The sequence below is a fragment of the Micromonospora sp. R77 genome (assembly GCF_022747945.1).
Lineage (GTDB): Bacteria > Actinomycetota > Actinomycetes > Mycobacteriales > Micromonosporaceae > Micromonospora.
On record NZ_JALDST010000001.1, the window covers coordinates 5,444,740 to 5,469,635 of the forward strand.

23 protein-coding genes and 3 pseudogenes are annotated in these 24,896 nt (G+C 75.4%); 20 read left to right on the top strand and 6 right to left on the bottom strand.

The window, feature by feature from the left end:
- Nucleotides 1-13: 13 nt before the first annotated feature.
- A complete protein-coding gene (locus MRQ36_RS25195) occupies nt 14-688 on the top strand; it encodes a TcmI family type II polyketide cyclase (RefSeq protein ID WP_242799229.1) in 675 nt (224 codons plus the stop codon).
- A gap of 87 nt (nt 689-775) precedes the next feature.
- On the opposite strand, the gene MRQ36_RS25200 is transcribed toward MRQ36_RS25195, so the two are convergent.
- Nucleotides 776-1,102, bottom strand: a complete 327-nt coding sequence (locus MRQ36_RS25200; RefSeq protein WP_242799230.1) for a hypothetical protein — start codon at nt 1,100-1,102, stop codon at nt 776-778.
- Nucleotides 1,103-1,115: 13 nt separating this feature from the next.
- Nucleotides 1,116-2,132, bottom strand: a complete 1,017-nt coding sequence (locus MRQ36_RS25205; RefSeq protein ID WP_242799231.1) for an SPFH domain-containing protein — start codon at nt 2,130-2,132, stop codon at nt 1,116-1,118.
- Nucleotides 2,133-2,435: 303 nt separating this feature from the next.
- On the opposite strand from MRQ36_RS25205, the gene MRQ36_RS25210 reads away from it, so the two are divergent.
- The 5 genes and pseudogenes from MRQ36_RS25210 (at nt 2,436) to MRQ36_RS25230 (ending at nt 6,820) form a co-directional block, all read left to right on the top strand.
- The gene (locus tag MRQ36_RS25210; protein WP_242799232.1) at nt 2,436-4,442 is read left to right on the top strand and encodes an EAL domain-containing protein; all 2,007 of its coding nucleotides are present in this window, start codon (nt 2,436-2,438) and stop codon (nt 4,440-4,442) included.
- Between the two features lie 39 nt (nt 4,443-4,481).
- Nucleotides 4,482-4,562 (top strand): annotated as a pseudogene (locus MRQ36_RS34685) (VOC family protein); the annotation flags it as partial.
- 427 nt (nt 4,563-4,989) lie between these two features.
- Nucleotides 4,990-5,160 carry a VOC family protein gene (locus tag MRQ36_RS25220; RefSeq protein WP_242801366.1) on the top strand — a complete coding sequence of 57 codons (171 nt, stop codon included), beginning with the start codon at nt 4,990-4,992 and terminating at the stop codon, nt 5,158-5,160.
- 68 nt (nt 5,161-5,228) lie between these two features.
- Nucleotides 5,229-5,951 (top strand): YdcF family protein, encoded by a 723-nt coding sequence (locus MRQ36_RS25225; RefSeq protein WP_242799234.1) that lies wholly within the window; start codon nt 5,229-5,231, stop codon nt 5,949-5,951.
- Nucleotides 5,952-6,070: 119 nt separating this feature from the next.
- A complete protein-coding gene (locus MRQ36_RS25230) occupies nt 6,071-6,820 on the top strand; it encodes a glycosyltransferase family 2 protein (RefSeq protein WP_242799235.1) in 750 nt (249 codons plus the stop codon).
- Nucleotides 6,821-6,893: 73 nt separating this feature from the next.
- Here the strand turns inward: MRQ36_RS25230 and MRQ36_RS25235 are convergent, their stop codons facing one another.
- Nucleotides 6,894-8,396, bottom strand: a complete 1,503-nt coding sequence (locus MRQ36_RS25235; RefSeq protein WP_242799236.1) for a multicopper oxidase family protein — start codon at nt 8,394-8,396, stop codon at nt 6,894-6,896.
- Between the two features lie 209 nt (nt 8,397-8,605).
- Here MRQ36_RS25235 and MRQ36_RS25240 point away from each other — a divergent pair, with 209 nt between their 5' ends.
- The 5 genes and pseudogenes from MRQ36_RS25240 (at nt 8,606) to MRQ36_RS25260 (ending at nt 12,064) form a co-directional block, all read left to right on the top strand.
- Nucleotides 8,606-9,004 (top strand): molybdopterin-binding protein, encoded by a 399-nt coding sequence (locus tag MRQ36_RS25240; RefSeq protein WP_242799237.1) that lies wholly within the window; start codon nt 8,606-8,608, stop codon nt 9,002-9,004.
- Nucleotides 9,001-9,774 carry a molybdate ABC transporter substrate-binding protein gene (gene modA / locus MRQ36_RS25245; RefSeq protein ID WP_242799238.1) on the top strand — a complete coding sequence of 258 codons (774 nt, stop codon included), beginning with the start codon at nt 9,001-9,003 and terminating at the stop codon, nt 9,772-9,774. Before MRQ36_RS25240 ends, modA begins: the two co-directional genes overlap by 4 nt.
- Nucleotides 9,775-10,596, top strand: coding sequence for an ABC transporter permease (locus tag MRQ36_RS25250; protein ID WP_242799239.1), 822 nt, complete (start codon nt 9,775-9,777; stop codon nt 10,594-10,596).
- Nucleotides 10,578-11,682: pseudogene (locus MRQ36_RS25255) on the top strand (ABC transporter ATP-binding protein). The gene MRQ36_RS25250 and the pseudogene MRQ36_RS25255 overlap by 19 nt, the downstream one beginning before the upstream one ends.
- Nucleotides 11,683-11,779: 97 nt before the next feature.
- Complete coding sequence (locus tag MRQ36_RS25260; RefSeq protein WP_242799240.1) at nt 11,780-12,064, top strand: hypothetical protein; 285 nt, start codon at nt 11,780-11,782, stop codon at nt 12,062-12,064.
- Between the two features lie 40 nt (nt 12,065-12,104).
- Here MRQ36_RS25260 and MRQ36_RS25265 read toward each other — a convergent pair whose 3' ends face one another.
- Nucleotides 12,105-14,495 (bottom strand): sulfatase, encoded by a 2,391-nt coding sequence (locus tag MRQ36_RS25265; protein WP_242799241.1) that lies wholly within the window; start codon nt 14,493-14,495, stop codon nt 12,105-12,107.
- A gap of 417 nt (nt 14,496-14,912) precedes the next feature.
- Here MRQ36_RS25265 and MRQ36_RS25270 point away from each other — a divergent pair, with 417 nt between their 5' ends.
- The 8 genes and pseudogenes from MRQ36_RS25270 (at nt 14,913) to MRQ36_RS25305 (ending at nt 20,614) form a co-directional block, all read left to right on the top strand.
- Nucleotides 14,913-15,890 carry a zinc-binding alcohol dehydrogenase gene (locus MRQ36_RS25270; RefSeq protein WP_242799242.1) on the top strand — a complete coding sequence of 326 codons (978 nt, stop codon included), beginning with the start codon at nt 14,913-14,915 and terminating at the stop codon, nt 15,888-15,890.
- A gap of 3 nt (nt 15,891-15,893) precedes the next feature.
- Nucleotides 15,894-16,292, top strand: a complete 399-nt coding sequence (locus MRQ36_RS25275) for a 6-carboxytetrahydropterin synthase (protein ID WP_242799243.1) — start codon at nt 15,894-15,896, stop codon at nt 16,290-16,292.
- 215 nt (nt 16,293-16,507) lie between these two features.
- Nucleotides 16,508-16,846: a hypothetical protein gene (locus MRQ36_RS25280; RefSeq protein ID WP_242799244.1), complete on the top strand. Its 339-nt coding sequence runs from the start codon at nt 16,508-16,510 to the stop codon at nt 16,844-16,846.
- Nucleotides 16,819-17,331, top strand: a complete 513-nt coding sequence (locus MRQ36_RS25285; protein ID WP_242799245.1) for a glycosyltransferase — start codon at nt 16,819-16,821, stop codon at nt 17,329-17,331. Before MRQ36_RS25280 ends, MRQ36_RS25285 begins: the two co-directional genes overlap by 28 nt.
- Nucleotides 17,328-18,136, top strand: a pseudogene (locus tag MRQ36_RS25290) (class I SAM-dependent methyltransferase). Before MRQ36_RS25285 ends, MRQ36_RS25290 begins: the two are co-directional and overlap by 4 nt.
- A 58-nt stretch (nt 18,137-18,194) precedes the next feature.
- Nucleotides 18,195-19,154, top strand: a complete 960-nt coding sequence (locus MRQ36_RS25295; RefSeq protein ID WP_242799246.1) for a lysylphosphatidylglycerol synthase domain-containing protein — start codon at nt 18,195-18,197, stop codon at nt 19,152-19,154.
- A 69-nt stretch (nt 19,155-19,223) separates the two neighbouring features.
- Nucleotides 19,224-19,871, top strand: a complete 648-nt coding sequence (gene ribA, locus MRQ36_RS25300; RefSeq protein ID WP_242799247.1) for a GTP cyclohydrolase II — start codon at nt 19,224-19,226, stop codon at nt 19,869-19,871.
- A complete protein-coding gene (locus MRQ36_RS25305; RefSeq protein ID WP_242799248.1) occupies nt 19,868-20,614 on the top strand; it encodes a dihydrofolate reductase family protein in 747 nt (248 codons plus the stop codon). Before ribA ends, MRQ36_RS25305 begins: the two co-directional genes overlap by 4 nt.
- A gap of 11 nt (nt 20,615-20,625) precedes the next feature.
- Here the strand turns inward: MRQ36_RS25305 and MRQ36_RS25310 are convergent, their stop codons facing one another.
- Entirely contained in the window at nt 20,626-21,729 is a 1,104-nt protein-coding gene (locus MRQ36_RS25310; RefSeq protein ID WP_242799249.1) for an aromatic acid exporter family protein, read from the bottom strand.
- Between the two features lie 145 nt (nt 21,730-21,874).
- The gene (locus tag MRQ36_RS25315; RefSeq protein WP_242799250.1) at nt 21,875-23,422 is read right to left on the bottom strand and encodes an NAD(P)/FAD-dependent oxidoreductase; all 1,548 of its coding nucleotides are present in this window, start codon (nt 23,420-23,422) and stop codon (nt 21,875-21,877) included.
- A gap of 198 nt (nt 23,423-23,620) precedes the next feature.
- Between MRQ36_RS25315 and MRQ36_RS25320 the strand changes: the two genes are divergently transcribed.
- A complete protein-coding gene (locus MRQ36_RS25320; protein WP_242799251.1) occupies nt 23,621-24,865 on the top strand; it encodes a hypothetical protein in 1,245 nt (414 codons plus the stop codon).
- The last annotated feature ends 31 nt before the right edge of the window (nt 24,866-24,896 follow it).

A 24,896-nucleotide genomic window follows, 5' to 3' on the forward strand; every position in this document is an offset into this window, starting at 1 on the left:
TTGAGGAGCAGCCATGGTCTTCCGGAACGTCATCGTCTGTCACATGGTCCCCGGCAGTGACGGCATCGTCGGCGACGTCTTCGCCCACTACGACCGGGCGACCCGCCCACAGGACCTCGGCGTGATCGGCCGCCGGCTGCTGACGTTGCACGACCTCTACATCCACGTGATCGAGCGCCGGCAGGACCCGAAGGTGTCCGGGCAGACCCGCGGGCTGCCCGCGTTCCAGAAGATCGCCGAGGCCATCGGCCCGTACGTGACGCCGTACCCGCGCAACTGGCAGAACCCCTCCGACTCGGTCGCCAAGGAGTTCTACCGGTGGGAGCCGGAGACCGGCGGGCCGCCGCCGGAGGCCGGCCGGAACCTCACCGTGATCGTGCAGCGCCTCAAGCCCGGCGCGGAGGCCGACATCGCCCGCATCTTCGCCGAGTCCGACGCCGGGCCGCTGCCGACCCGGCTGGGCGTCACCGGCCGGTGGCTGTACTCGATCGACGACGTCTTCGTGCACCTGCTGGAACGCACCGACGCGGCGTTCACCGAGGGCTCGGGCGGCGACCACGAGCAGCCGGCCTTCGCCCGGATCATGGCGGAGCTCAGTCCCTTCGTCAGCCCGTACGACCCGGAGAGCTGGCGGGGGCCGGACGACGCGGTGGCCCGCGAGTTCTACCGCTGGCAGGCCGAGGACTGACCGCGGTTCGGGGGCGGCCGACCGGCCGCCCCCGCGGGCCCACGCCTGCCCGGCTGCGGTCGGCCGGCTCCCGTGACCGGCCAGGCGCTAGCCGGGGAGGTGGGTGCCACCGCCATTGAGGTGGTACGCCCGCTCCTCCGCGTTCTCGCGCGCCCGCAGGAACCGGTCGTTCCACTCGGGGTCGCCGTCGGGCAGGTGGTCGACCACGTGTTCGTCGAGGACCCGTCCGCGCGGAGTCACGAGTCCCACCGCGACCACCGTCCGCCCGTCCCGCCCGTAGTGCAGGACCTGCCAGCGCGCCGCCCGGGCCGCCCGTCGGCCGCGCCGCCCGACCAGGGCCGTCAGCAGGAGATGGCAGCCGACGGCGACGCCGACCGTGACGCCGACGGCGAGCAGCAGGGCGACGGCCCGCACGGCGGCCTCCGCCTCACTTGAGGGGCACGCTGGTGCCGGCCCCGGGAGCGTACGTGGTCACTCCCGGCGGGAGGGCCTTGATGATGTCGATCTGGGCGCACGCGGAGCAGGCGTCGTATCCCTGCTGCCGGGTCTTGTTGGCCTCCGCCTCCGCCCTCGCCTGCGCCACCCGCGCCTGGGCCTCGCTGACCTGCGCGTACGCCGCCTGGGCCTTGTTGACCGCGTCCTGCACCGTCTGCGGCAGGGTGACCCGGGCCAGGTTGAACTTGATGCCCTCGAAGAAGTCCCCGCCCAGCATCTCGGCCAGGTCCTTGGGGAGGCTGCTGTTCACGGCCTCCTGCACCTTGGCGATGTTGGTGTTGTTGGTCTGACCCCCGCTGTCCGGGTTGGCGGGCGCCGATGCCCCGGTCCGCTGCGCGCCGTTCTGCACCAGCGCGCAGCTGGAGACCAGCTCCGCGCAGCGGAAACTGTTGAGCTGGATGCGCAGGTCGTTGTCGATCACCGGGCGGACGATCGCGTCGAGGAAGGTGCTCCAACCCTCGTCGCCGTCGTAGGCGTACCGCAGTTGGCCGTCGACGCCGCGGAACTGCCGGGTGCCGAACTTCGTGTCGAACGCCTTCAGGACCTTCGGGTCGAGGTTGAGGGTGAAGTAGATGGTGCCCTCGATGCCCATCTCCACGCCGTCGCTCGACGGCGTGTTCACCACGTCGATGCCGGTGCGGTCGCCGCGCTTGGGGTCGGACGTGAGCGTGTAGAAGCGCTGCTGGGCGGGGTAGCGGTGGATGGTGGAATACATGCCCGTCCAGGTGAGGCTGGACGCCGGCGGGATCACCTGACGCACCCGGTTGTTGTCGAGCCAGCCGCCGTTGCGGACCACCCCGACCTCGCCACCGGCCGTCTTGTCGAAGCCACCGATGACTGCGGTGAGGGCGACGATCAGCACGATCGCCCCGACCAGGACGGCCCCCGTGGCGGGAAGGATCCGCCGCGGTGCGAACCCCACCGACGGCCTGGTGCGCGGTGTGGCCATGGTGGGCCCTCCCTCGTCTCCGCAGGGCGATCTGCCCGTCGCGATCAGGTTGGCAGTCGGTGTCAAGGCTCCCCGCCTCGACGGTGGGACCGGGTGGGGACCACCCACGGATGTGCCGCCGGCACCGTCGCGGCGGGCCGGCGGGACACACTGGAAAGATCAGCACACCTCGCTCTTTCCGGCGCGCGACACGAGCGCCGCGACCACCGTCCTGGGTAGACTCCGCGTCGCCATCGGATGACCGGCTGTCGGGTTCGTCCGGGGCTGCCGTGTGACCGGCGACAGGAGTGGGGTGGCCACCAGGTGAGGACTCTGCCGGCAGCCGCGGCCGACATCGCCTCCACCGCGATGGCGGTGCTCGCCGCCGACGGTCGGTGTCTCTGGTCGAACGCGGCGGCGCGCCGGCTGGGCTTCCCGCCGGAAGAGTTGCCGCAGTCCCGGGCCGAGCCCGGCGGAGCCGCCGTCGACCTGCGGTGGCCCGGCGTCGACGGCGCCGTCCGCTGGCTGGAGGTGCGCTGCCACGGCGTGGACCACGAGGGGCAGCGCCTGCGCCTGTACGAACTGCGGGACGTCAGCGACGAGCGCCGGGAGCGCGAGTGGGGGCGCAACTACCGGTGGCGCCTCGCCCACATCGAGAAGCTCGCCAAGGTGGGCACCTGGGAGTGGGACATCTCGACCGACACGGTCATCTGGTCCGACGTGCTGCTGCAGATGTTCGGTTTCCCGCCGGGCACCGCGCTGGACTACCCGGCCTACCGGGAACTGCTGCACCCCGAGGACGTCGGTCTGATCGAGCAGACCCTGGAGGCGGCGCTGCGCAACCCCGCGCCGTTCTCCTACACCCACCGCATGTACCTCGCCGACCGCACCACCATGCGGGTCTTCGAGTGCTACGGGGAGGTCTTCACCGACGCGTCCGGCGCACCGGTCCGCGTCCTGGGCACCGCCCACGACATCACCGCCGCGCGGCGCACCCAGGAGGAGCTGACCCGGCTCGCCGAGCGTGACCCGCTCACCGACCTGCCGAACCGGCGGGCCCTGCTCGGTCGCCTGGACGAACTGCTCGCCCCGGACGGGCAGCGCACGGGTGCGTTGCTGCTGATCGACATCGACAACTTCAAGGACATCAACGACGTGCACGGGCACGCCGTCGGTGACGACGTGCTGCGTCTGCTGGCCCGGCTGCTGGTCCACCACCTGCCGCCCGGCACGGTGCTGGGCCGGTTGGGCGGCGACGAGTTCGCCGTGGTGCTGCCGGGCGCCTCGGCGACCGACGCCCTGGCCGTGGCGGAGAACCTCTGCAACGTCGCGGTGCACACGCCGGTGCCGCTGGCCGACGCGGGGCTGCGGGTCAGCCTCAGCATCGGGGCCGCCTCGCTGGAGCCGGGCGACACCCGGGACGTGGTGCTGGCCCACGCCGACCTCGCGCTCTACGAGGCGAAGAACGCCGGCCGCAACCGGGCCCGGCTCTACCTGCCCGAGCAGTACCGGCACGCGGTGCAGCGGGTCAACGTGGTGAGCAGGGTCCGCAGCGCCCTCGACGAGCACCGGATGGACCTGGACGCGCAGCCGATCGTCGACCTGCTGACCGGCGAGGTGGTCAGCCACGAACTGCTCATCCGGCTGCGCGACGGGCGGCAGCCGCCGCTGCCGCCGGCCGACTTCCTGCCCACCGTGGAACGCGACGACCTGATCGGCGAACTCGACCGGTGGGTGGTGGCCACCGCCATCTCCGCGCTGGCGCAGCCGCCCGTCGTGGCGGCCGGGATGCGCTTCGACGTCAACATCTCGGCCCGGTCCATGGAGTCGCCGGGCTTCGGCGACTGGGTGGTGGGGCGGCTGCGCGGGGCCGGCGTCGAGGCCTGCCGGTTGGGCCTGGAGGTCACCGAGACCGCCGCGATCACCAACGTGGCGGCGGTCCGCCACCTCGCCGGCACGCTGCGGGACGCCGGCTGTCGGCTCAGCCTGGACGACTTCGGTGCCGGGTTCGGGTCGTTCGCCTACCTCAAGCACCTGCCGTTCAGCACCGTCAAGATCGCCGGGGACTTCGTCCGGCAGGCCGACCGGCGCGGCGCCGACCCGGTGCTCATCGACGCGGTCGTCCGCGCCGCGCACGGGCTGGGCATGCGTACGGTCGCCGAGTCGGTCGAACGGGACGCGTTGGTGCCTGCGCTGCGCCGGCTGGGCGTGGACGCGGGGCAGGGCTACCACCTGGGTCGGCCGGTCCCGCTGGGCAGCCTGCTCGGTCGGGTTCGCGACGCGCGGGCCGGTGCGTCCGCCGACGCCGTGGTAAGACATCCTGACCACTGACCCACCGTCCCCTCTGGAGACCAGGTGAACGCAACCCCCGTGCCGGCGGTTCCCGGCGGTGTCGAGCTCGTCACCGCCGACCTCGACGCCGCCCGCGCCTTCTACGCCGACCTGTTCGGCTGGACGTACACCGGGTCCACCGCGCTCGCGGACGGGCTGCCCGCCGCCCGCCTGGGCGCCGCCGACGGGCCGGCGCGCTGGTGGACCGTCTTCGTGGCCGACGACGCCGAGGCGGTCCGCGCCGCCGCCGGCCGGGCCGGCGCGCGGCTGGACGGCGAGCAGGTGTACGACCCGACCGGCGGTGCCTTCCGGGTCCGCACCGGCGGGGAGGTCGTCGCCCCCGGGCCCGGCCGGCCCTGCTGGTACGAGTACATGACCACCGCCCCGGCCGACGCCGACCGCTTCCACGCCGCCACCCTGGGACTGCCCGCCACCGTGCCACCCGGCGCCCGACGACTCGTACGCCCTGCTGGTAGCCGGCGGTCGTCCGGTCGCCGGCAGGTTGGCGCTGCCCCCGCCGCTGCACGACGTGCTGCCGACCGGCTGGATGGTCTACTTCGCGGTGGCCGACCCGGACGGCGCGGCGGAACGCGCCGAGCGGCTCGGTGGCCGGCTGCTGGTGCCGCCGCGCGACGTCCCGACCGGCCGGGTCGCCGCCCTCGCCGACCCGGCGGGCGCGGTGTTCACCGTCATCCGACCGGCCCCGGCCCCGGCCTGACCACCGCGCCCGGTTCCCGGCGGCCGTCCGGGCGCTAGGCTCGGGACAGTGACTGCCCGGGGGAGCGCATGACAGCACCGACCGCCCTGACGCTCGTGGTCTTCGGGCGCGGCGTCCACTGCGTCGACGGCGGCTACGCGCTCACCCCGGCCAGCGTCGCCCGGGTCCGGGCCGCCGTCGACTACGTCCTCGCGCACCGGTCGTCCTTCCTCGGTGCGGCGGCCGGGGGCGGGTCGCCCCGGATCGTCTTCACCGGTGGCTGGGCGGAGGCGTGCGAGGGGGCGCCGCCGCCCCCGGACGGCAGCCGGGAGGGCGACCTGATGCTCCGCGAGGCCCGCTCGGCCGGCCTCGACCGGTACGCGGACCTGCGCGCCGAGACCCGGTCGCGCAGCACCCTGGAGAACCTGGTCAACGCCGTGCAGGACGGGCTGCTGTCCGGTGCGGACTTCGACGCGCGCCGGCCGCTGGGCATCGTCTCGCACGCGTGGCACCTGCCCCGGGTCCGGTTCCTCGCCGGCAAGGTGCTCGGGTTGCACGGCCCGGCCCTGCTCGATGTACCGGTGGGTGGGCGGGTCGACCGTGGACGGTCGGAGCGGGTCGCCCGGATCGCGTCCCGCCTGGCCTTCCTCGGCGTCGGCGACGTGCCGGCGTTGCTGCGGCGCGAACGGACCATGGTGGCCGCCCTGCGCCGGGCGGAACGCCTGCTGCGGCGGGCGCGCGGGGGCGCCGTGCAAACGGCCGGTCCGGGTGACCGGAACGATGCGCGCCGCGGTGCCCGACGGGGTATGTAGCCGGGCGTCACTCAAGGCACCCCGTCGACCACGGTCGAGCCGGCCCCGGTGCGCGGCGGCCGACCGCCGCGCACCACCCGGCCCTCGCCCCGGTCCGAACAGGACAGGAAAGGGAACCGATGATCCTCCTCGCGCCGGTGTACCAGCCAGGCGAACGACTGCCCGAGCTGGTCACCGACCTCCGGGCCGCCGCACCCGGGCTCCGGGTCGTGGTCGTCGACGACGGCAGCAGCGGCCCCGGGCCGGACCGGGCCCTCGACGCCGCCCGCGACCTCGGCTGCACCGTGCTGCGGCACGAGACGAACCGCGGCAAGGGGGTGGCCCTGCGGACCGGCTTCCGGTACGTCGCCGACACCTGGCCCGGCGAGGACGTGGTCTGCGCGGACGCCGACGGCCAGCACACCGTCACGGACATCCTGCGGGTGGCCGAGCGGGTCCCGGCGACCGGCGCGACGGTGCTCGGGGTGCGCCGGCTCGACGGGCGGATGCCGGCGCGCAGCCGGTTCGGCAACGTGCTCACCGCGCTGCTGTTCCGGGCCGCCACCGGCTGCCCGGTCCGGGACACCCAGACCGGGCTGCGGGCCTATCCGGCGGCGGAGCTCGACTGGTTGCTGACCATCCCCGGCGACCGTTTCGAGTACGAGATGGCCGCCCTGCTGGAGGCGACCCGGGCCGGTCACCCGATCGAGCAGGTCACCATCGCCACCCACTACGTACGCGGCAACGCCTCGTCGCACTTCGGTTCGCTCGCCGACTCCGTCCGCGTCTACCGCCCGCTGTTGCGCTTCGCCGTCTCGCGCCTGGTCGGCGCGGTGCGGTCCCGGTGGACGTCCGGCGCGACGACGGCGGCCCGCTCGCCGCAGACCTGAGCGACGCGCGGGCCCCGCCCCGGTCCGGCCGGCCGGGGCGGGCCGTCGACCCCGGCGGTGTGCCGGTTCGAGGTCAGGCGCGGTAGGCCAGCTCGACCATCATGCCGGTCTCGGCGTGGTAGACGTTGTGGCAGTGGGTCATCCACCGGCCCGGGTTGTCCGCGTCCAGCTCCACCGCGACGGTCCGCCCCGGCGTGACGATGACGGTGTCCTTGCGGGCACCGCCGCCGGCCACCGCGAAGGTGTGCCCGTGCACGTGCATCGGGTGGAACATCGTCGTGGTGTTGGCGAACTCCAGCCGCACCCGCTCGCCCCGGTCGACCACCAGCGGATCGGCGTCGTCCCAGGTGGCGCCGTTGATCGTCCAGCGGTACGGCATCATGCCGCCGCCCAGCACCAGCCGGTGCGTCCGGTCCGGCCGCCGGTCGGGCAGCGCCACCGGCTCCGCCGCGTGCAGCGTGCCGGTGTTCAGCACCTGGCGGTCCAGTTCGGCGGGGCGGACGGTGGGCGGGGGCGGATCGCCCGCGCCGGTGCGTACCACGGCCAGCCCCTGCCCGGTCTTGCCCTCGGCGGCGGCGACCAGCGCGAAGACGCCGTCGCCGAGGCGGACCAGCAGGTCGGCGCGTTCACCCATGCCGAGCAGCAGCGAGTCGGTGCCGGTCGGCACCACCGGGAAGCCGTCGGTGTGGGTGACGGTGAGCCGGTGGCCGCTCAGCGCCACCCGGTAGGCGGTGTCGGCGGCGGCGTTGACCAGCCGGATCCGCACCCGCTGGCCCGGGCGGCCGGTGAAGGTGACCGGAGCGCCCGCCACCCGCCCGTTGACCAGGTGGTACGGATACGCGACGTCCCCGGCGCCGCCGAGCAGCGGCGAGGTCATCGTCGCCATGCCGGCCGTGCCCGGCATCCCCGCCATGCCGCCCATCGACCCGTGCCCACCCATCGACCCGAGCGCGGCGAGCACGTCGTCCGGGCTCCGGCCGGTGCCGTCGACCCAGTCGTCGAGCACCACCACCCACTCCTGGTCGTGGTCGCCGGCCTCGGCGGGGTCGTCGACGACGAGCACCCCGTACAGGGCGCGGTCGAGCTGGACGCCGGAGTGCGGGTGGTAGAAGTAGGTGCCCGGGTCGGGCACGGTGAACTCGTAGGTGTGCCGACCGCCGGCGGCGATCGGGCGCTGGGTCACTCCGGGCACCCCGTCCATGTCGTTGCGCAGGGCGATGCCGTGCCAGTGCACGCTGGTCGACACCGGCAGGTCGTTGGCCACCTCGACGCGGAGCAGGTCCCCGGCGCGGGCGCGCAGCAGGGGACCGGGGCCGCTGTCGGCGTACCCCCAGGTCGCGACGACCGGGCCGCCGAGGTCGTGGTGGACCGGGCGGGGGTGCAACCGCGCGGTGACGGTGGCCGCGCCGGGCCGCCGACGGGCCGCCTCGGTGCGGGCGACCAGGGGATCGTCCGGACCGACGAGGCGCGGATCGAAGACTCCGCCGGCCCAGGCGGCGGCCCCGGCCGCGCCGGCCAGGCCGACCGTCCCGGCGAGGCCGGTGAGCAGCCGGCGGCGACTGATGGTGGGCGGCATCGCTGCTCCCGTCCTGCGGCGCGGTCCGTCCGCGTTCCCACCACCGACGCTGCTCCGACCTGACCCGCCGCACCACGGCACCAGGGCCCCTGACCAGGGGGCGAAGGTCCCGACGACCGCTGACGCGACCCGGGTGCCGCCCACAGCCTCGCATCTGCGAGTCATACAGCGCCTTTACCCGCGCGCATGCGGACGGCTAGGGTGGCCCGGTGACCGTGTTCCGGATCGGCGAGGCCGCCGAACTGCTCGGCGTCAGCGCCGACACCGTCCGTCGCTGGATCGACGCCGGCCGGCTCGCCGCCACCCGCGACGAGCACGGCCACCGGGTGGTCGAGGGGGTGGACCTGGCGGCCTTCGTCCGCGCCCCCGGGCACCCGGAGCTCTCCTCGGCCCGCAACCGGCTGCTCGGCATCGTCACCGCCGTCGTCACGGACACCGTGATGGCCCAGGTCGACATCCAGGCCGGCCCGTTCCGGATCGTCTCGTTGATGAGCCGCGAGGCCGTCGACGACCTCGACCTCCGGGTCGGATCCGTCGCCGTCGCCGTGATCAAGTCCACCACCGTGGTGGTGGAGAAGCCCGCACCCCGGGGAAGGACCCTCCCGTGACCACCCGCCGGCTCCGCGTCACCCTCGCCGCCCTCACCGTGGCGGCCCTCGGGCTCGCCGGCTGCGGCGGGCCTGCCGACCGGGCCGACGGCGGGCGGATCACCGTCTTCGCCGCGGCGTCGCTGACCGAGACCTTCACCCGGCTCGGGAAGGACTTCGAGGCCGCCCACCCGGGCACCACGGTCACCTTCAACTTCGCCGGCAGCGCGGCACTCGCCACCCAGATCACCCAGGGCGCGCCGGCCGACGTCTTCGCCGCCGCCTCCCCGGCCACCATGCGGACCGTCACCGACGCGGGCGACGCGGCCGGCCCGCCCACCGTGCTGGCCCGCAACCAGCTCGTCATCGCGGTGTCGAAGGGCAACCCGCGCGGGATCACCGGGCTGGCCGACCTCGCCCGCCCCGGGCTGAAGGTGGCGCTCTGCGCCGCGCAGGTCCCGTGCGGCGCGGCCGCGCGGACGGCCCTGGACGCCGCCCGGGTGCCGCTCACCCCGGTCACCCTCGAACAGGACGTCAAGGGCGCGCTGGCGAAGGTGAAGCTCGGTGAGGTCGACGCGGCACTGGTCTACCGCACCGACGCGCGCGCCGCCGCGGCCACGGTCGACGCCGTCGAGTTCCCCGAGTCGGCGCAGGCGGTCAACGACTATCCGATCGTGGTGCTGAAGCGGGCCGGCGACCCGGCCGACGCCCGCGCCTTCGTCGACCACGTCCGCTCCGAAGCCGGTCGGGCGGTGCTCACCACCGCCGGCTTCCAGGCCCCACCGGCCTAGATGGGCGGCACCGACACCGCCCCCGCCCGGCGCAGACGGGTGGGGCACCGGATGCCCGTCGCCCTCGTCGTCCCCGCCGGACTGGGGCTGGTCTTCCTCGTCCTGCCCGTGGTGGGGCTGCTCGCCCGGACCCCCTGGGCGAGCCTGCCGCAGCGGCTCGGCCAGCCCGGCGTACTGACCGCGCTGCGGTTGTCGCTGCAGACCGCCACCGGTGCCACCCTGCTCTGCCTCGCCCTCGGCGTACCGCTGGCCTGGCTGCTCGCCCGGGTCGAGTTCCCCGGCCGGCGGCTCGTCCGGGCGCTGGTCACCGTCCCGCTGGTGCTGCCCCCGGTGGTCGGTGGGGTGGCCCTGCTGCTGGTCTTCGGCCGCCGGGGACTGCTCGGCTCCTGGCTGGACAGCACCTTCGGGGTGACCCTGCCGTTCACCACCGCCGGGGTGGTGCTCGCCGAGGCGTTCGTCGCCATGCCGTTCCTGGTGCTCGCCGTGGAGGGCGCGCTGCGCGCTGCCGACCCCCGCTACGAGGAGGCCGCCGCCACCCTCGGTGCCGGCCGCTGGACCACCTTCACCCACGTCACGCTGCCCCTGGTCGCCCCGGGCATCGCCGCCGGGGCGGTGCTGTGCTGGGCGCGGGCGCTCGGCGAGTTCGGCGCCACCATCACCTTCGCCGGCAACTATCCGGGCCGCACCCAGACCATGCCGCTCGCCGTCTATCTCGCGCTGGAGACCGACGTGCAGGCCGCCATCGTGCTCAGCCTCGTGCTGCTCACCGTCTCCGTCGCCATCCTCGCCGGGCTGCGCGACCGCTGGGTCGGCGCGCCGTGACCGCCCGGCCGCTGCTGGACGCCCACCTGGTCGCCGACCGGGGCGCCTTCCACCTCGACCTGCCGCTGTCGATCGCCGCCGGGGAGGTGGTGGCGCTGCTCGGCCCCAACGGCGCCGGGAAGACCACCGCCCTGCGGGCCCTGGCCGGGCTGCACCCGCTCACCGCCGGGCACCTCACCCTCGACGGCGTCGACCTGGACCGGCCCGCCCGGCGCCGCTGGGTGCCGCCGGAGCGGCGGCCGGTCGGCGTGGTGTTCCAGGACTACCTGCTCTTCCCGCACCTCACCGCCCGGGACAACGTCGCCTTCGGACCGCGCCGGCACGGGCGGACCGGCGGGCCGCCCGCGCCCGGGCCCAGTCCTGGCTGGACCGGGTCGGCCTGACCGCGCAGGCCGGACGGCGGCCCCGGCAGCTCTCCGGCGGGCAGGCGCAGCGGGTCGCGCTGGCCCGGGCCCTCGCCGTCGAGCCGGCGCTGCTGCTGTGGACGAACCGCTGGCCGCCCTCGACGCGCGGACCCGGCTGGACACCCGGGCCGAACTCCAGCGGCACCTCGGCGACCACCCCGGCGCGACCCTGCTGGTCACCCACGACCCGCTGGACGCCCTGGTGCTGGCCGACCGGTTGGTCATCGTCGAGGAGGGACGGGTGGTGCAGTCCGGCGACGCCGCGAGCGTCACCGCCCGCCCGCGCACCGACTACGTGGCCCGACTGGTCGGCCTCAACCTGCACCGCGGCCACGCCGACGGGCACACCGTACGCGTCGGTGACCTGGTCCTCACCGCCGCCGACCGGGTCGACGGGGACGCCTTCGTCGCGTTCCCGCCCGCCGCCGTGGCGCTGCACCCGAGCCGCCCCGACGGCAGCCCCCGCAACACCTGGCCGGTCACCGTGGCCTCGGTGCAACGGCACGGCGACAACCTCCGCGTCCAGCTCGACGGCCCGATCGTCGTCGCCGCCGACATCACCCCGGCCGCCGCCGCCCACCTGCACCTGACCCCCGGCCAGCCGCTCTGGGCCGCCGTCAAGGCCGCCGAGACCCGCACCTACCCGGCGGCGCCGGTCGAGGTTCTTCCCCGGCGAACGTGACCTATGCCTCGTGGCGGTGCAGGCGGCGGCGAGAGAGGTTTGATCAGGGGCCGCCAGGTCAAGCACCAAGAGGAGCCACGACGAGAGGGGAACCGCCGTGTCGGAGCAGACATCCGTTCGGTCCAGCCACGACGCCGTCCTGCCGGACGACGTGACCGATCCGCTGCTGTGGCGGGCGGCGTACGACGTGGCCGCCGCGCACCGGCCGGACGAGCGGGGCCGCTGCCCCAGCCTGCTCTGCGCGGGGCAGGGCAGCCCGTGCGAGCCGCTGCGGACCGCCAGCCGGGCGATGCGGCTGGCCAGCGGTGGCGCTGCGGTGTCCCGCCGCTCCGTCGCCCGGGAGACGCCGGCCCCGGCCCAGCGCCGGCGTCGCGCCGCCTGAGCCGCCCGGCGTCGGGGCGGTCCGGCCGCGTGTTCGGCCGTCAGCGCGACGACGTCGGGCCGAACGCGGTGAGGAAGCGGTCCCGGAAGGTGTCCATCCGCCACACCGGGGCCTGCGGGCCGGGGCGCAGCCCGTCCTGCCAGCCCCAGTCGGCGATCCGGTCGAACACCGCCGGGTCGTGGGCCACCACGGTGATCGGCACGTCCCGGCTGGCCCCCTCCCCGGTGACCGCCGCCGCCGGCTGGTGGTCGCCGAGGAAGACCAGCACCAGGTCGTCCCCGCCGTACGTGCGGACGTAGGAGACCAGGGTGTCGAGGGTGTACTCGATCGAGCGCCGGTAGTCGGCGCGTACCTGGGCGCTGCTGCGCTGCACCACGTCCCGCGCGCCGCCGGTGGTGGTGGCCGCCCGGTGGAAGATCGACCCGTCGCCGACCGCGTCCCAGTCCACCGGCTCCGGGATCGCCGACCAGGGGGAGTGGCTGGAGACCAGCGGGATCTCCGCCATCAGCGGCGGATGCGGTTTCGACCGCTCCAACCGCTGGAAGGTGGCCAGGGTGTACTGGTCGGGCATCGGGGCGTAGCTGAACTTCGGCCCCCGGTAGGCGAGCTTCTCCGCGTCGTAGTAGCGGTCGTAGCCGAAGAACTTCCCCTCCGGCCAGGGCTGGGTGGCGGCGGGCAGCACGCCGACGGTCTGCCAGCCGGCCCGGTGGAAGGCCCCGCCGAGCGTCATCCGGTCACCGGCGAGCAGGTCCCGGTGGCGTTGGTCGTTGTCGATCCACAGCCCGGAGAGCAGGGTCGCGTGGGCCAGCCAGCTTCCCCCGCCGTACGTGGGGGAGGTGAGGAAACCGCTGCGGGCGTCGAAGCCGGCGTCCCGCAGCTGCCGGTAGCCGCGGTCCAGCACCGCGTCGACCTGCGGCGCGAACTCGGGGTCCTCGACGGCGTCCCGGCCGTAGCTCTCCACGAAGGCGACCACCACGTCCTTGCCGCGCAGCCCGGTCAGCAGCCGGTCGCCCGGGGTGTCCCGGAACGCGTCGGTGGACTGTTCGCCGACGAACGCCCGCCGGTCCCGCAGCCCGTCGCGTACCTGGCCGGCGTGGCCGGCGACCAGGGCGGTCGCGGTCCGGTCGGCGACCGGGAGACCGGGGGAGACCCGTACGCCGAACACCGCGCAGCCCAGCCAGAGCACGGCCAGTGCGGCGACCGCGCGGACGGTGACCCGGTGGTGTGCCGCCGCCAGCCGGGTCAGCCGCAGCAGCGCGAGAGCGAGCAGCACGGGCAGCGCGACGACCAGCAGCCCGACGCCGATCGCGGCGGTGACCGCGCCGCCCGGACCGATCGCGTCGCGCGCGAAGCCGAAGCCGTCGTCGAGCAGTCCCCAGTCGAGGAGCACGTCGAACGGCCGGTCCCGGGCCACGAAGAAGCCCATGTCCAGCAGTTTCAGCACGGTCAGCAGCCCCAGCGCGACGCCGAGCAGCACCGCGACCGGCCGGCGGACCCGGGCGGGCAGGGCCAGCAGCAGACCGGCGGCGACCAGCCCCTCCACCGGGATCCGCAGGAACGCCGGCGGGGTGAGCCGGCCGACCCGGTCGGGCAGCACCAGCGCGCCGAGCACCAGCACCGCGGCCAGCACGGTCACCGCACCGGCCCGCACCCGCCGCCCCCGGGGCCGGTCGAACCCACCTGCCGCCCGCTCCTCGCGGACCACCGACGGTCCGCCGGACGAGGCCCGGTCGTCGGGGGAGGCCGGTTCGGCGGGGGAGGACGGCTCGGTGGGTGGGCGTTGGGCCGGCACGGTCCCCGCTTTCCTGGTGGGCCGGCGGAAGCGGATGACGGATGACAACTGGTGGTCCTTCCCTGCGGTGCCGGGCGGATAGGTGGGGTCAGACCGGCTGGTGGGCGGCCAGCCGGGGCGTCGACGGCACGAGCCGGACCGGTGGTTCGGCGACGCCGGCCACCGGCCCGCCGGCGACCTCCTCGACCCGGACGACAGCCACCGGCTCCGCGCGGGCGGCCGGGACCCGTTCGGCGTGCGTGACCGGAGCCCGACCGGCGACACGGGTGCGGGCGGTGGTCGGGCGGTGCCGCCACAGCCAGGCGATGTCGTGGCCGAACGACTCGACCAGCAGCGCCAGCGCCCCGCCACCAGCACGGTGGCGGCCACCGGCGGCAGCACCCCGGCGGCGGCGACCGCCAGCGCGACGCCCTGCGCGGCGGCGACGACCTTGCGCCAGCACCGGGCCGGCAGGGTGCCGCGCAGCCGGGGCAGGAGCGCGCTGGCCGCGACGAAGGCGTACCGCATGACGCCGATGGCCAGCACCCAACCGCCCAGCGCCGGGGCCAGGTGGGCGCTGAGCACCAGGATGAGGAAGGCGTCGATCTCCATGTCGAAGCGGGCGCCGAAGGCGCTGGCGGTGCCGGTGCGCCGGGCCACCTGGCCGTCGACCGCGTCGAGCGCCAGCGCCAGGCGGTGAGCGGCCCCAGGACCCCGACCGGCGCGGGACCGGAGCCGGCGTCCACCACCAGCGCCAGCACCCGCCGACCAGCAGCGCCCGGGTGAGGGTCACCCGGTCGGCGGGACCGAGCGCCGCCGCGCCGCGCCGGCGCAGGCCGCGTCGCAGCAGGGCGCCGAGCACCCCGGTGTACGCGAGCGCGGCGAGCCACCCCGCCGCGCCCAGCCCGACGGTGCCGGTGAGCCCGGCGAGCAGAACGATCTGGACGGCCAGCCCGAGCAGCGGACCCGTTCGCACCCTGAACACTCCGCCTCCGTGTCTATGATCGACAACCCTGCCACTCAACACGAGAAATACGGCCGTCCGGTTCGGTCCGGATGCGGAAAAGAGGAGAATTCGTGACCAGCGAGGCCCGCGCCTTCTGGCTCCGCGCCCCCGGCGAGGGCGAGATCCGGCCGGTCCGGCTGCCCGTGCCCGGCCCCGACGAGGTGCTGGTCCGGGCCCGGTTCTCCGGGGTGAGCCGGGGCACCGAGACGCTGGTCTTCACCGGCCGGGTCCCCGCCGACCAGTACGCGGCGATGCGCGCCCCGTTCCAGGAGGGCGACTTCCCGGCCCCGGTCAAGTACGGCTACCTCTCCGTCGGCGAGGTCGAGGCCGGGCCGGCGCAGCTGCGGGGCCGGACCGTGTTCTGCCTGCACCCGCACCAGACCGCGTACGTCGTGCCGGCCGCCGCCGTGCTCCCCGTACCCGATGAGGTGCCGGCGGCCCGCGCGGTGCTGGCCGGCACCGTGGAGACCGCGGTGAACGCGCTCTGGGACGCCGCGCCGCTGGTCGGCGACCGGGTGACCGTGATCGGCGGCGGCATGGTGGGCTGCTGCGTCGCCGCCCTGCTGGCCCGCTTCCCGGGCGTCCGGGTGCAGCTCGTCGACGCCGACCCGGCCCGCGCCCGGGTGGCCGCCGCGCTCGGCGTCGACTTCGCCCTGCCGGCGGACGCGACCGGCGACCGCGACCTGGTGGTGCACGCCAGCGCCACCGGCGACGGCCTGCAACGGGCGCTGGAGCTGCTCCGCCCGGAGGGCACCGTGCTGGAGCTGAGCTGGTACGGCGACCGCCCGGTGACGCTGTCGCTGGGCGGGGCGTTCCACTCCCGCCGGCTGACCGTACGCAGCAGCCAGGTCGGCACCGTCTCGCCGCGCCGCGCCGACCGCAGCTATGCCGACCGGCTGGCGCTGGCCCTGGAGCTGCTCGCCGATCCGGCGTTCGACGCCCTGCTCACCGGCCGGTCCCGCTTCGCGGAGCTGCCCGACGTGCTAGACCGGCTGAGCACCGGCCGGCTGCCCGCACTGTGCCATCTCATCAGCTACGACGAGGAGTGATCCGTGTTCAGCGTGACGGTACGGGACCACATGATGGTCGCCCACAGCTTCACCGGTGAGGTGTTCGGCCCCGCGCAGCGGCTGCACGGCGCCACCTTCGTCGTCGACGCCACCTTCCGCCGGCCCGACCTGGACGGCGACGGGATCGTCGTCGACATCGGGCTGGCCACCACCCAGCTCAAGGAGGTGCTCGGCGAGCTGACCTACCGCAACCTCGACGACGAGCCGGCCTTCGCCGGGGTGAACACCACCACCGAGGTGCTGGCCCGGACGGTCGCGGACCGGCTGGCCGACCGGGTGCACGCCGGTGAGCTGGGCGAGGGGGCCCGCGGCCTGGCCGGCATCACGGTGACCCTGCACGAGTCGCACGTCGCCTGGGCCAGCTACGAGCGGTCGCTGTAGCGGATGACCGTGCTGCACGTGGTGCTGCCCGGCGACATCGACGACCCGGCCACGCCCAGCGGGGGCAACCGCTACGACCGCCGGGTCTGCGACGGGCTGCGGACGGCCGGCTGGGACGTCCGGGAGCACCCCGCGCCCGGCGGCTGGCCGGTGCCCGACCCCGGGAGCGGGCGGCGCTGGCCGCGCTGCTGGACGCCCTGCCGGACGCCGCGACGGTGCTGCTGGACGGCCTGGTCGCCTCGGCCGTGCCGGAGGTGCTGGTGCCCCGGGCCGGCCGGCTGCGTCCGGTGGTGCTGGTGCACCTGCCGCTGGAGACCGACGCGGAGGCCCGGGCGCTGGCCGCCGCCGCCGGCGTGGTGACCACCAGCGAGTGGACCCGTCGCCGCCTGCTGGACCGGTACCCGCTGCCCGCCGACCGGGTCCGGGTGGCCGCCCCGGCACCGACCCCGCGCCGCCGGCGACCGGCTCGGCGGCCGGCACGGCCCTGCTCTGCGTCGCCGCGCTCACCCCGCACAAGGGGCACGACGTGCTGGCCACCGCCCTGGCGGAGCTGACGGCACTGCCCTGGACCTGCGACCTCGTCGGCGCGCTGACCCGGGACCCGGCGTACGTCGACCGGCTCCGCCGGCAGCTCGCCGATGCGGGACTCGCCGGCCGGGTCCGGCTGCGCGGCCCCCGCACCGGCGCCGCCCTCGACGCCGCGTACGCCAGGGGCGGACCTGCTGGTGCTGCCGTCCCGGGGCGAGACGTACGGCATGGTGGTGACCGAGGCGCTGGCCGGGGCGTACCGGTGCTCGGCACCGAGGTGGGCGGGCTGCCCGAGGCGCTCGGACACGCGCCGGGCGGCGGACGTCCCGGGCTGCTCGTGCCGCCCGGCGATCCGGCCGCGCTGGCCGGGGCGCTGCGCCGCTGGCTCACCGAACCCGACCTGCGGGCCCGGCTGCGCGTGGCGGCCCGGGCCCGGCGGGACACCCTCGCCGACTGGGCGGTCACCACGACCCGCCTGGCGACCGCACTGAAGGAGGCCACGGCGACATGAGCAGCGAACTCCCGCCCGACTTCGCCGACTGGCTGCGACTGCGCGAGCCGGCCGACGCGGCGGCCGCCCGCGGAGCTGGTCGACCTGGTCCGCCGCCGGCTGCCACCGGCCGGCCCTGGTGGTGCACGACCTGGGCAGCGGCACCGGCTCGATGGCCCGCTGGCTGGCCCCCCGGCTGCCCGGCCCGCAGCGCTGGATCCTGCACGACCGGGCCACCGACCTGCTGGACCGGGCGGTGGCCGACCCACCGTACGACGCCGACGGCGGGGCGGTCGACGTCGCGACCCGGGGCTCGGACATCACCCGGCTTACCGCCGCCGACCTCGCCGACGCCGACCTGGTGACCGCGTCGGCGCTGCTGGACATGCTCACCGCCGAGGAGGTCGACCGGGTGGCGGCGGCCTGCGCCGGGCGGCCCACGCTCTTCGTGCTCACCGTGGTCGGGCGGGTGGCGTTCGACCCCGCCGACCCCCTCGACGACGAGCTGACCGGGGCGTTCAACGACCACCAGCGGCGTACCGTGGCCGGCCGGAGGCTGCTCGGCCCGGACGCCGTCGACGCGACGATCACCGCCTTCCGCCGGCGCGGGGTGGACGTGACGGTCCGGTCCAGCCCGTGGCGGCTCGGCCCGGAGCAGGCCGCGCTGACCGCCGAGTGGCTCACCGGGTGGCTCGACGCGGCCTGCGCGCAGCGGCCGGAGCTGGCCGGGCCGGCCGGGGCGTACCGTCGGCGTCGGCTGGCGGAGGCGGCCCGGGGTGGGCTGCGGGTGGAGCTGGCCCACACCGACCTGCTGGCCGAGGGCTGAACCGGCCGGCGGCGCGGCACGTGAGACCAGGTGGACGTACGGCCCGGGGAGGACCACGTTGGCACAGGCGACGATCGCCGCACCCGCCGCACCCGCGGCCCGCTCCGGGTGGGCGCTGCTGCGCACGCTCGGCGGGTTCGCCGTGCTCGCCGCCCTCGTCTGGTGGGTGGGCACCGGCCCGTTCCTGGCCGGGCTGCGGCTCATCGACGGGCCGGCGCTGGCCGCCGCGCTCGGCATCGGCCTGGTCACCACCGTCTGCTGCGCGTGGCGCTGGGCGCTGGTGGCCGGCGGTCTCGGGGTCCGGCTGCCGCTGGGCACCGCCGTGGCGCACTGCTACCGGGCGCTGTTCCTCAACTCGACGCTGCCCGGCGGCGTGCTCGGCGACGTGGACCGGGCGGTGCGGCACGGCCGGGACGCCGGTGACGTGAGCCGGGGCGTCCGCGCGGTGGTCTGGGAGCGGACCGCCGGTCAGGTCGTCCAGCTCGGCATCGCGCTGGTCGTCCTGGCGGCGCTGCCGTCCCCGGTCCGGCCCTGGCTGCCGGCGGTGCTGGCGGTGCTGGTGGTGACCGGGGTCGGGCTGGTCCTGCTGGTCCGGGCGGTGCCGACCTCGGGCGCGTCCCGGTGGGCGCGCGGCGCGCGTACCGCGCTGGCCGACGTGCGGGCCGGGCTGCTGGCCCGGCGCACCTGGGGCGGGGTGCTGGTGGCGTCGGCGGTGGTGGTGGCCGGGCATCTGGCCACCTTCGTGGTGGCGGCGCGGACCGCCGGCGCGGACGCTCCGCTGCACCGGCTGGTCCCGTTGACCCTGCTGGCCCTGCTGGCGATGGGTCTGCCGGCCAACGTCGGTGGTTTCGGTCCGCGCGAGGGGGCGGCTGCGTGGGCGTTCGCGGCGGCCGGCCTCACCGCCGCGCAGGGCGTCGCCGCCGCCATGGTGTACGGCGCGCTGGTGCTGGTCTCCAGCCTGCCCGGCGCGTTGGTGCTGGTGCTGTGGCGACGGCGTACGGCGCGCGCGGCGGGATGAGCGCGCCTACGGTGGGTCCTGGGGGTGCGTCGCCGGCAGGACCGCCGCGACGCCGGACGGAGGAGAACGATGGACGAAGCGCTGCCGGTGGCGACGATCCGGACCGAGGTGACGGTCCCGCTGCGGTTCCCCGACGGATACGCCACGACCGCCCGGGTCTTCTCGTTCGACGGTCTCGCCGACGGGCGGGAGCACCTCGCGTTCGGGCTCGGTGACTGGGCCGGGGTGGTGGCCCGGCAGGCCACCGACGCGCCGCTGGTCCGCCCGCACAGCGAGTGCCTGACCGGGGACGTGTTCGGCAGCCAGCGCTGCGACTGCGGGCCGCAGCTGCGGGAGGCGGTGGAGCGGATCACCGAGGCCGGCGGTTTCCTGCTCTACCTGCGGCAGGAGGGCCGGGGCATCGGCCTGTACGCCAAGATCGACGCGTACGCGCTGCAGGACTCCGGGCTGGACACCTACGCGGCCAACCTGGCGCTGGGCCGGGGCGCCGACGAGCGGGACTACACGGTGGCCGCGCAGATGCTGGCCGCGCTGGGCGTGTCCCGGGTGGCGCTGCTGAGCAACAACCCGGACAAGGCCGCCCAGTTGGGGCGGCTCGGCGTGACGGTGGTCGACCGGGTGTCCACCGGCGTGCACCTCTCCCCGGCCAACGCCGACTACCTGGCGGCCAAGGCCAGTCGCGGCGACCACGCCCTCGACCTGCCCTTCGTGCCGTGACCGACCGCCCGTACGTGCTGCTGAGCTGCGCGATGTCGATCGACGGCTACATCGACGACGCGACCGCCCAGCGACTGCTGCTGTCCAACGCCGAGGACCTGGACCGGGTCGACGCGGTGCGGGCCGGCTGCGACGCGATCCTGGTCGGCGCCGCCACCGTCCGCCGCGACGACCCTCGCCTGCTGGTCCGCTCCGAAGGGCGGCGGGCCGACCGGGTGGCCCGGGGGTTGCCGCCGTCCCCGGTGAAGGTCACCGTCACCGGCACCGGCGACCTGGACCCGACCGCCCGCTTCTTCACCATGGGCACCGGGGACAAGCTGGTCTACTGCCCGAGCGGGACCGTGACGAAGGCCCGGGAGCGACTGGGTGCCGTGGCCACCGTGGTCGACGGCGGGGAGCCGGTCACCCCGGCGGCGGTGGTGGCGGACCTGGCCGCCCGGGGGGTCCGCCGGCTGATGGTGGAGGGCGGCGGTGCCGTGCACGTCCAGTTCCTCACCGCCGGTCTCGCCGACGAGCTGCACCTGGTGGTCGCGCCGTTCTTCGTCGGTGACGCCCGGGCGCCCCGGTTCGTCGGGGACGGCCGGTTCCCCTGGCACCCGGACCGGCCGGCCCGGGTGCTGGAGGTCCGCCGGATCGACGACGTGGTGCTCACCCGGTACGCCCTCTCCGACCGCTGCCCCGAGGACCGCGCCACCGAGGACCGCGCCACCGAGGACCGTCCCGCCGAGGGTGTGCGGGGGTAGGGCGGCGGCGGTCAGGCCGCCGGCAGGCCGAGTGCCGCGTCGACCCGGTCCAGCACCGAGACGTCGTCCCCGCCCACCCCGCGCAGCAGGTCGATGGCGGTCGCCCGGATCTGCCCGACGATCATGATCACCGGTAGCGGCGGGTCGGTGGCGAGCAGGTCGGCGCCGACGCGTACCGCATCCAGGGCGGCCTGGTCCGCCCGGTCGGCGTGCCGGTCCGCGTCGTCGCCGGTCAGGTCGGTGGCGACCGCCGCGCCGGCCGCCCGGACCGCCTCGGCGAGCGCGCGCAGCGCGGCGTCGAGCTGCGGCGGGGTGGCGGTGTGCAGCCGGGCCAGGGTGACCCCGTGCCGGGCCAGCACCCGGATGTTGCGGGCCGCGTAGTCGAGTTGCCGGGTGGTCGCCTCGACGTCCTCGACCTGGCCGAGGTGCCGGCGGCGGCGCACCCGCAGCCGCAGCGTCTCCCCGCACGCCTGCACCGCCTTGTGCAGGCGCTCCACGCACCCGTCGACCTGGCGGGCCCGGTCCAACGCCGCGCGGGCCTGCTCCTCGTCGCAGTGGCCGAGCGCGTCGTTGACGCAGTCGATCAGGTCGGCCAGGTCGGCGAAGGTCTGCCGGGCCTCGGCCACCAGCGGGGCGATCGGGTCGCGGGCCGTGACCAGCTGGCTGGCGGCCAGCGCCACCGCGCCGCCGATCAGCGCGTCGACGAAGCGGAACGGCATGAACTCGGCCCTCGGCGCGACCACCACCAGATAGAGCGCGGAGACCGTGGTCTGCATGATCAGGGTGCTGCTGGCCCCGGCGGCGACCGTCACGCCGAGGGTCAGCAGCAGCACGACCAGCATGGTCCCGACCCCCGGGCCGAGCGCCTCTATCATCAGCTCCGCGGTGAGCACCCCGGCCGCCACCCCGAGGATCAGCTCGACGGTCTGCCGCAGTCGCCGCCCCCGGGACTCGCCGAGGACGATCAGCGCCGCGCTGGGCGCGAAGAACGGGTCCGGGTGGCCGATCAGCTTCGCCGCCACCAGCCAGGCGACGGTCGCCGCGAGGGCCGCCTCCACCACCGGGACCCACGCGTCCCGCAGCCGCCCGACGGCGGCCTTCCACCACGCACCCACTGTCCGCACCCCTCCCAGGCGGACCGGCGCACCACCGGACCGACGTTTCCGGCCGGAGGGCCTCCTACCCGGGAAGTGGATCGTCGTAACCGGACCGTTTCCGCAGATGGCGAGCCGGACGTCACACCGACCCCCGGCGGCCGGCTCAGGGCCGGTGGGCGGCCGTCGGGGCGGTCTCGCGCGGTTCGTGCACCCGGCGGTGCCCGTCGGGGCGGGCCGGCACCAGCGGCGCGTCCCGACCGGTGCCGTGCCGGCTGGTGGTGCGCCCGTCGGAGCGCTGCTCGTGGTAGTCCTGCTCGACGTTGACCGTCCACACATCGTGTCCGGCGGCGTGGGCGATGTTCTCCGCGGTCAGCATGGCGGTGAGCATGGAGTGGTCCTGGTTGTTGTAGCGGTGCATGCCGTTGCGCCCGACCGGGTGCACGTTCGGCACCTCGCGGGCCAGCCAGTCCCGGATCACGTCCACGTTGTGCTGGTAGCGCTCGTCGTACACCGGGTAGGCCTTGGGCATCCGCACCACGTGGCCGGCCTCCACACAGCCGGGCCGGACCAGGCCCAGCCGCTCCAGCTCCCCGGTGGCGAAGGCGACCAGATCCGCATCCGGGGTACGCCACATCTCGTCGTCCTCGAAGACGAAGTACTCCAGCCCCAGGCAGGTGCGCCCGTCCTTGACCAGGTGCGGCGACCAGGAGCCGAAGTTCTGGATCCGCCCCACCTTCGCCACGGGATCGTGCACGTAGATCCAGTTGTCCGGGAAGGAGAACTCCGCCGGGACGACCAACGCGACGGTGAGGAAGTCCCGGTAGCGCAGGTCGTCGGCGGCGGCGCGGACCGCCGGCGGCGCGGCCGGGCGCATCGCGTGGACCAGGGTGGAGATCGGCATCGAGGAGATCACCTGGTCGGCCGGCTCGGTCCGCTCGCCGGCCGCGTCGACCACCGTCACGCCGGTGGCCCGCCGGGTCGCCGGGTCGCGGTGCACGGCGGTCACCCACGCGCCGGTACGCACCGACCCGCCCCGCTTCCGCACCTTCTCGGCGCAGCGCTCCCACATCATCCCGGGGCCGAGCCTCGGGTACTGGAACTCCTCGATCAGGCTCGTCACGTCCGTGCGGTTGCGGCGCGGCAGGAGGGCGCCGAGCACCGCCTTCGACAGCGACAGGTTCTTGATCCGCTGGGCGGCCCAGTCGGCCTGCAACCGGTCGGCCGGCATGCCCCACACCTTCTCGGTGTACGTCTTGAAGAACGTCGCGTACAGCCGCCAGCCGAATCGGGCCGACACCCAGCCCTCGAAGTGCGACTGGTCCTTCGGCGGGCGCAGCCGGGCCCGCGCGTACGAGCCGACGCAGCGCACCGCCTCCAGCAGGCCCAGGTTGCGCAGCGCGTTGCGGGCGTTGAGCGGGTAGTCGTAGAGCGCGCCCCGGTAGTAGATCCGGCTCATCCGGGGTCGCCGCAGGAAGTCCTCGTCGGGCAGGATCTCGTGCCAGAACGCCTCGACCCGGGTCACCTTGGTGAAGAACCGGTGCCCGCCGATGTCGAACCGCCACCCGTCCCGCTCCACCGTGCGGCTGATCCCGCCCACCACGTCGTCGGCCTCGAAGACCCGGACCGGTTCGGAGTGCCGGAGCAGTTCGTACGCCGCGGTCAGCCCCGCCGGCCCCGCACCGATCACCACGGTGCCGTTCTTCTCGCCCATGCTCTCTTCAGCCCCCCGCTGCCGGCTGTCCGTTGGAGCAGCGCCCTTACCCGGCCCGGGCCCGAACTCACGTGACCGTGCCGGGGGATTGTCGCCGGTCCCCGCCCGGCCCGCCGCCCCGAGGTGTCAAGCTGCCGGTGCGGGGATGCCGGCCCGCTCGGCGGCCGGGCGCCGTGCGGGGCGAGCGGTGGGGGACGGATGACGGACGGGCGGCCGGCGGCCCGCCGGGCGGTGGCCGGCCTGGTCGACCGGGTGCCCGCGCCGTGGGGCTTCGTGCTGGCCGTCTTCGTCGGGACGAAGATCGTGCTCAGCCTGGTCGGGGTGCTCGCCCTGAGCGCCTGGGACGGGGTGCCCGGGGCGCCGCCGGCCGACGAGACGATGATGCGCGCCCAGCAGCACGAGGTGTCGCCGCACCGGTGGATCTCGCTCTGGTTCGCCTGGGACTCGTTCCTCTACGAGCACCTGGCCCGGCTGCCGCTGGACCGGCCCTGGCCGGACTTCGGTTTCCCGCTGCTCTACCCGTTCCTGGCCCGGCCGGTGGCGGTGCTGCTCGGTGGGCACACCGCGTGGGCCCTGCTGGTGGTCGCCAACGTCGCGTTCCTGGTCGCGCTCTACTACGCCCACCAGCTCGGCGCCCGCCTGCTCGGTGCCGGCCCGGCCGCGGCCGGCGACGGGCGGCCGGCGGGCGGTGCCGATCCCGCGGCGGGGCGTCGGTTCGTCCGCTACCTGGTGCTGCTGCCGACCGCGTTCCTGTTCCAGGCGGCGCTGACCGAGTCGCTCTTCCTCGCCCTGGCGCTGGCCGCCTTCTGGTACGCCGAGCAGCGCCGCTGGCTGCTGGTGGGTGTCGTCGGCTACTTCCTGGCGCTGAGCCGCTCGGTCGGTTTCCTGGTGGTCGTCCCGCTCGCCCTGGTGCTGCTGCGCCAGCACGGCTGGCGGCTCGACCCGCGCACGCTGCTGCGCTACCTGCGTACCGGGTGGCCGCTGCTGCTGGTCCCGGCCGGGTGGTTGACCTTCATGGCGTTCTGTCGCTGGCAGAGCGGCGACTGGTACGCCTACCAGCACGCCCAGGAGCGGGGTTGGGGGATAACCGTGCAGAACCCGCTGGCGGTGACCTGGTCGGCGTTGACCGGGTCGAACAGCGCCGACGCGCTGCGGGCGTGGTGCGCGGTCGCGGTGCTGCTGGTCGTCCTGGTCGGGCTGCGCCGCACCGAGCTGCCCTACCTGGTCTACACGGTGATCGTGGTGCTGGTGCCGCTGTCGATGGGGCCGCCGGTCCACAAGAGCCTGCTGCGCTACCTGCTCGCCGCGTTCCCGGTCGGCCTGGTGCTGGCCCGCTGGGCGCGCCGGGCCGTCCCGGACAGCTGGCTGACCGCCGGGTTGGCGCTGCTGCAGGGCGCGCTCTTCGTGGTCTGGCTGACCTACTGGACGCACTTCATCATCTGACCGGGGGCCTGCCGGCGGCCTGAATCGCGCG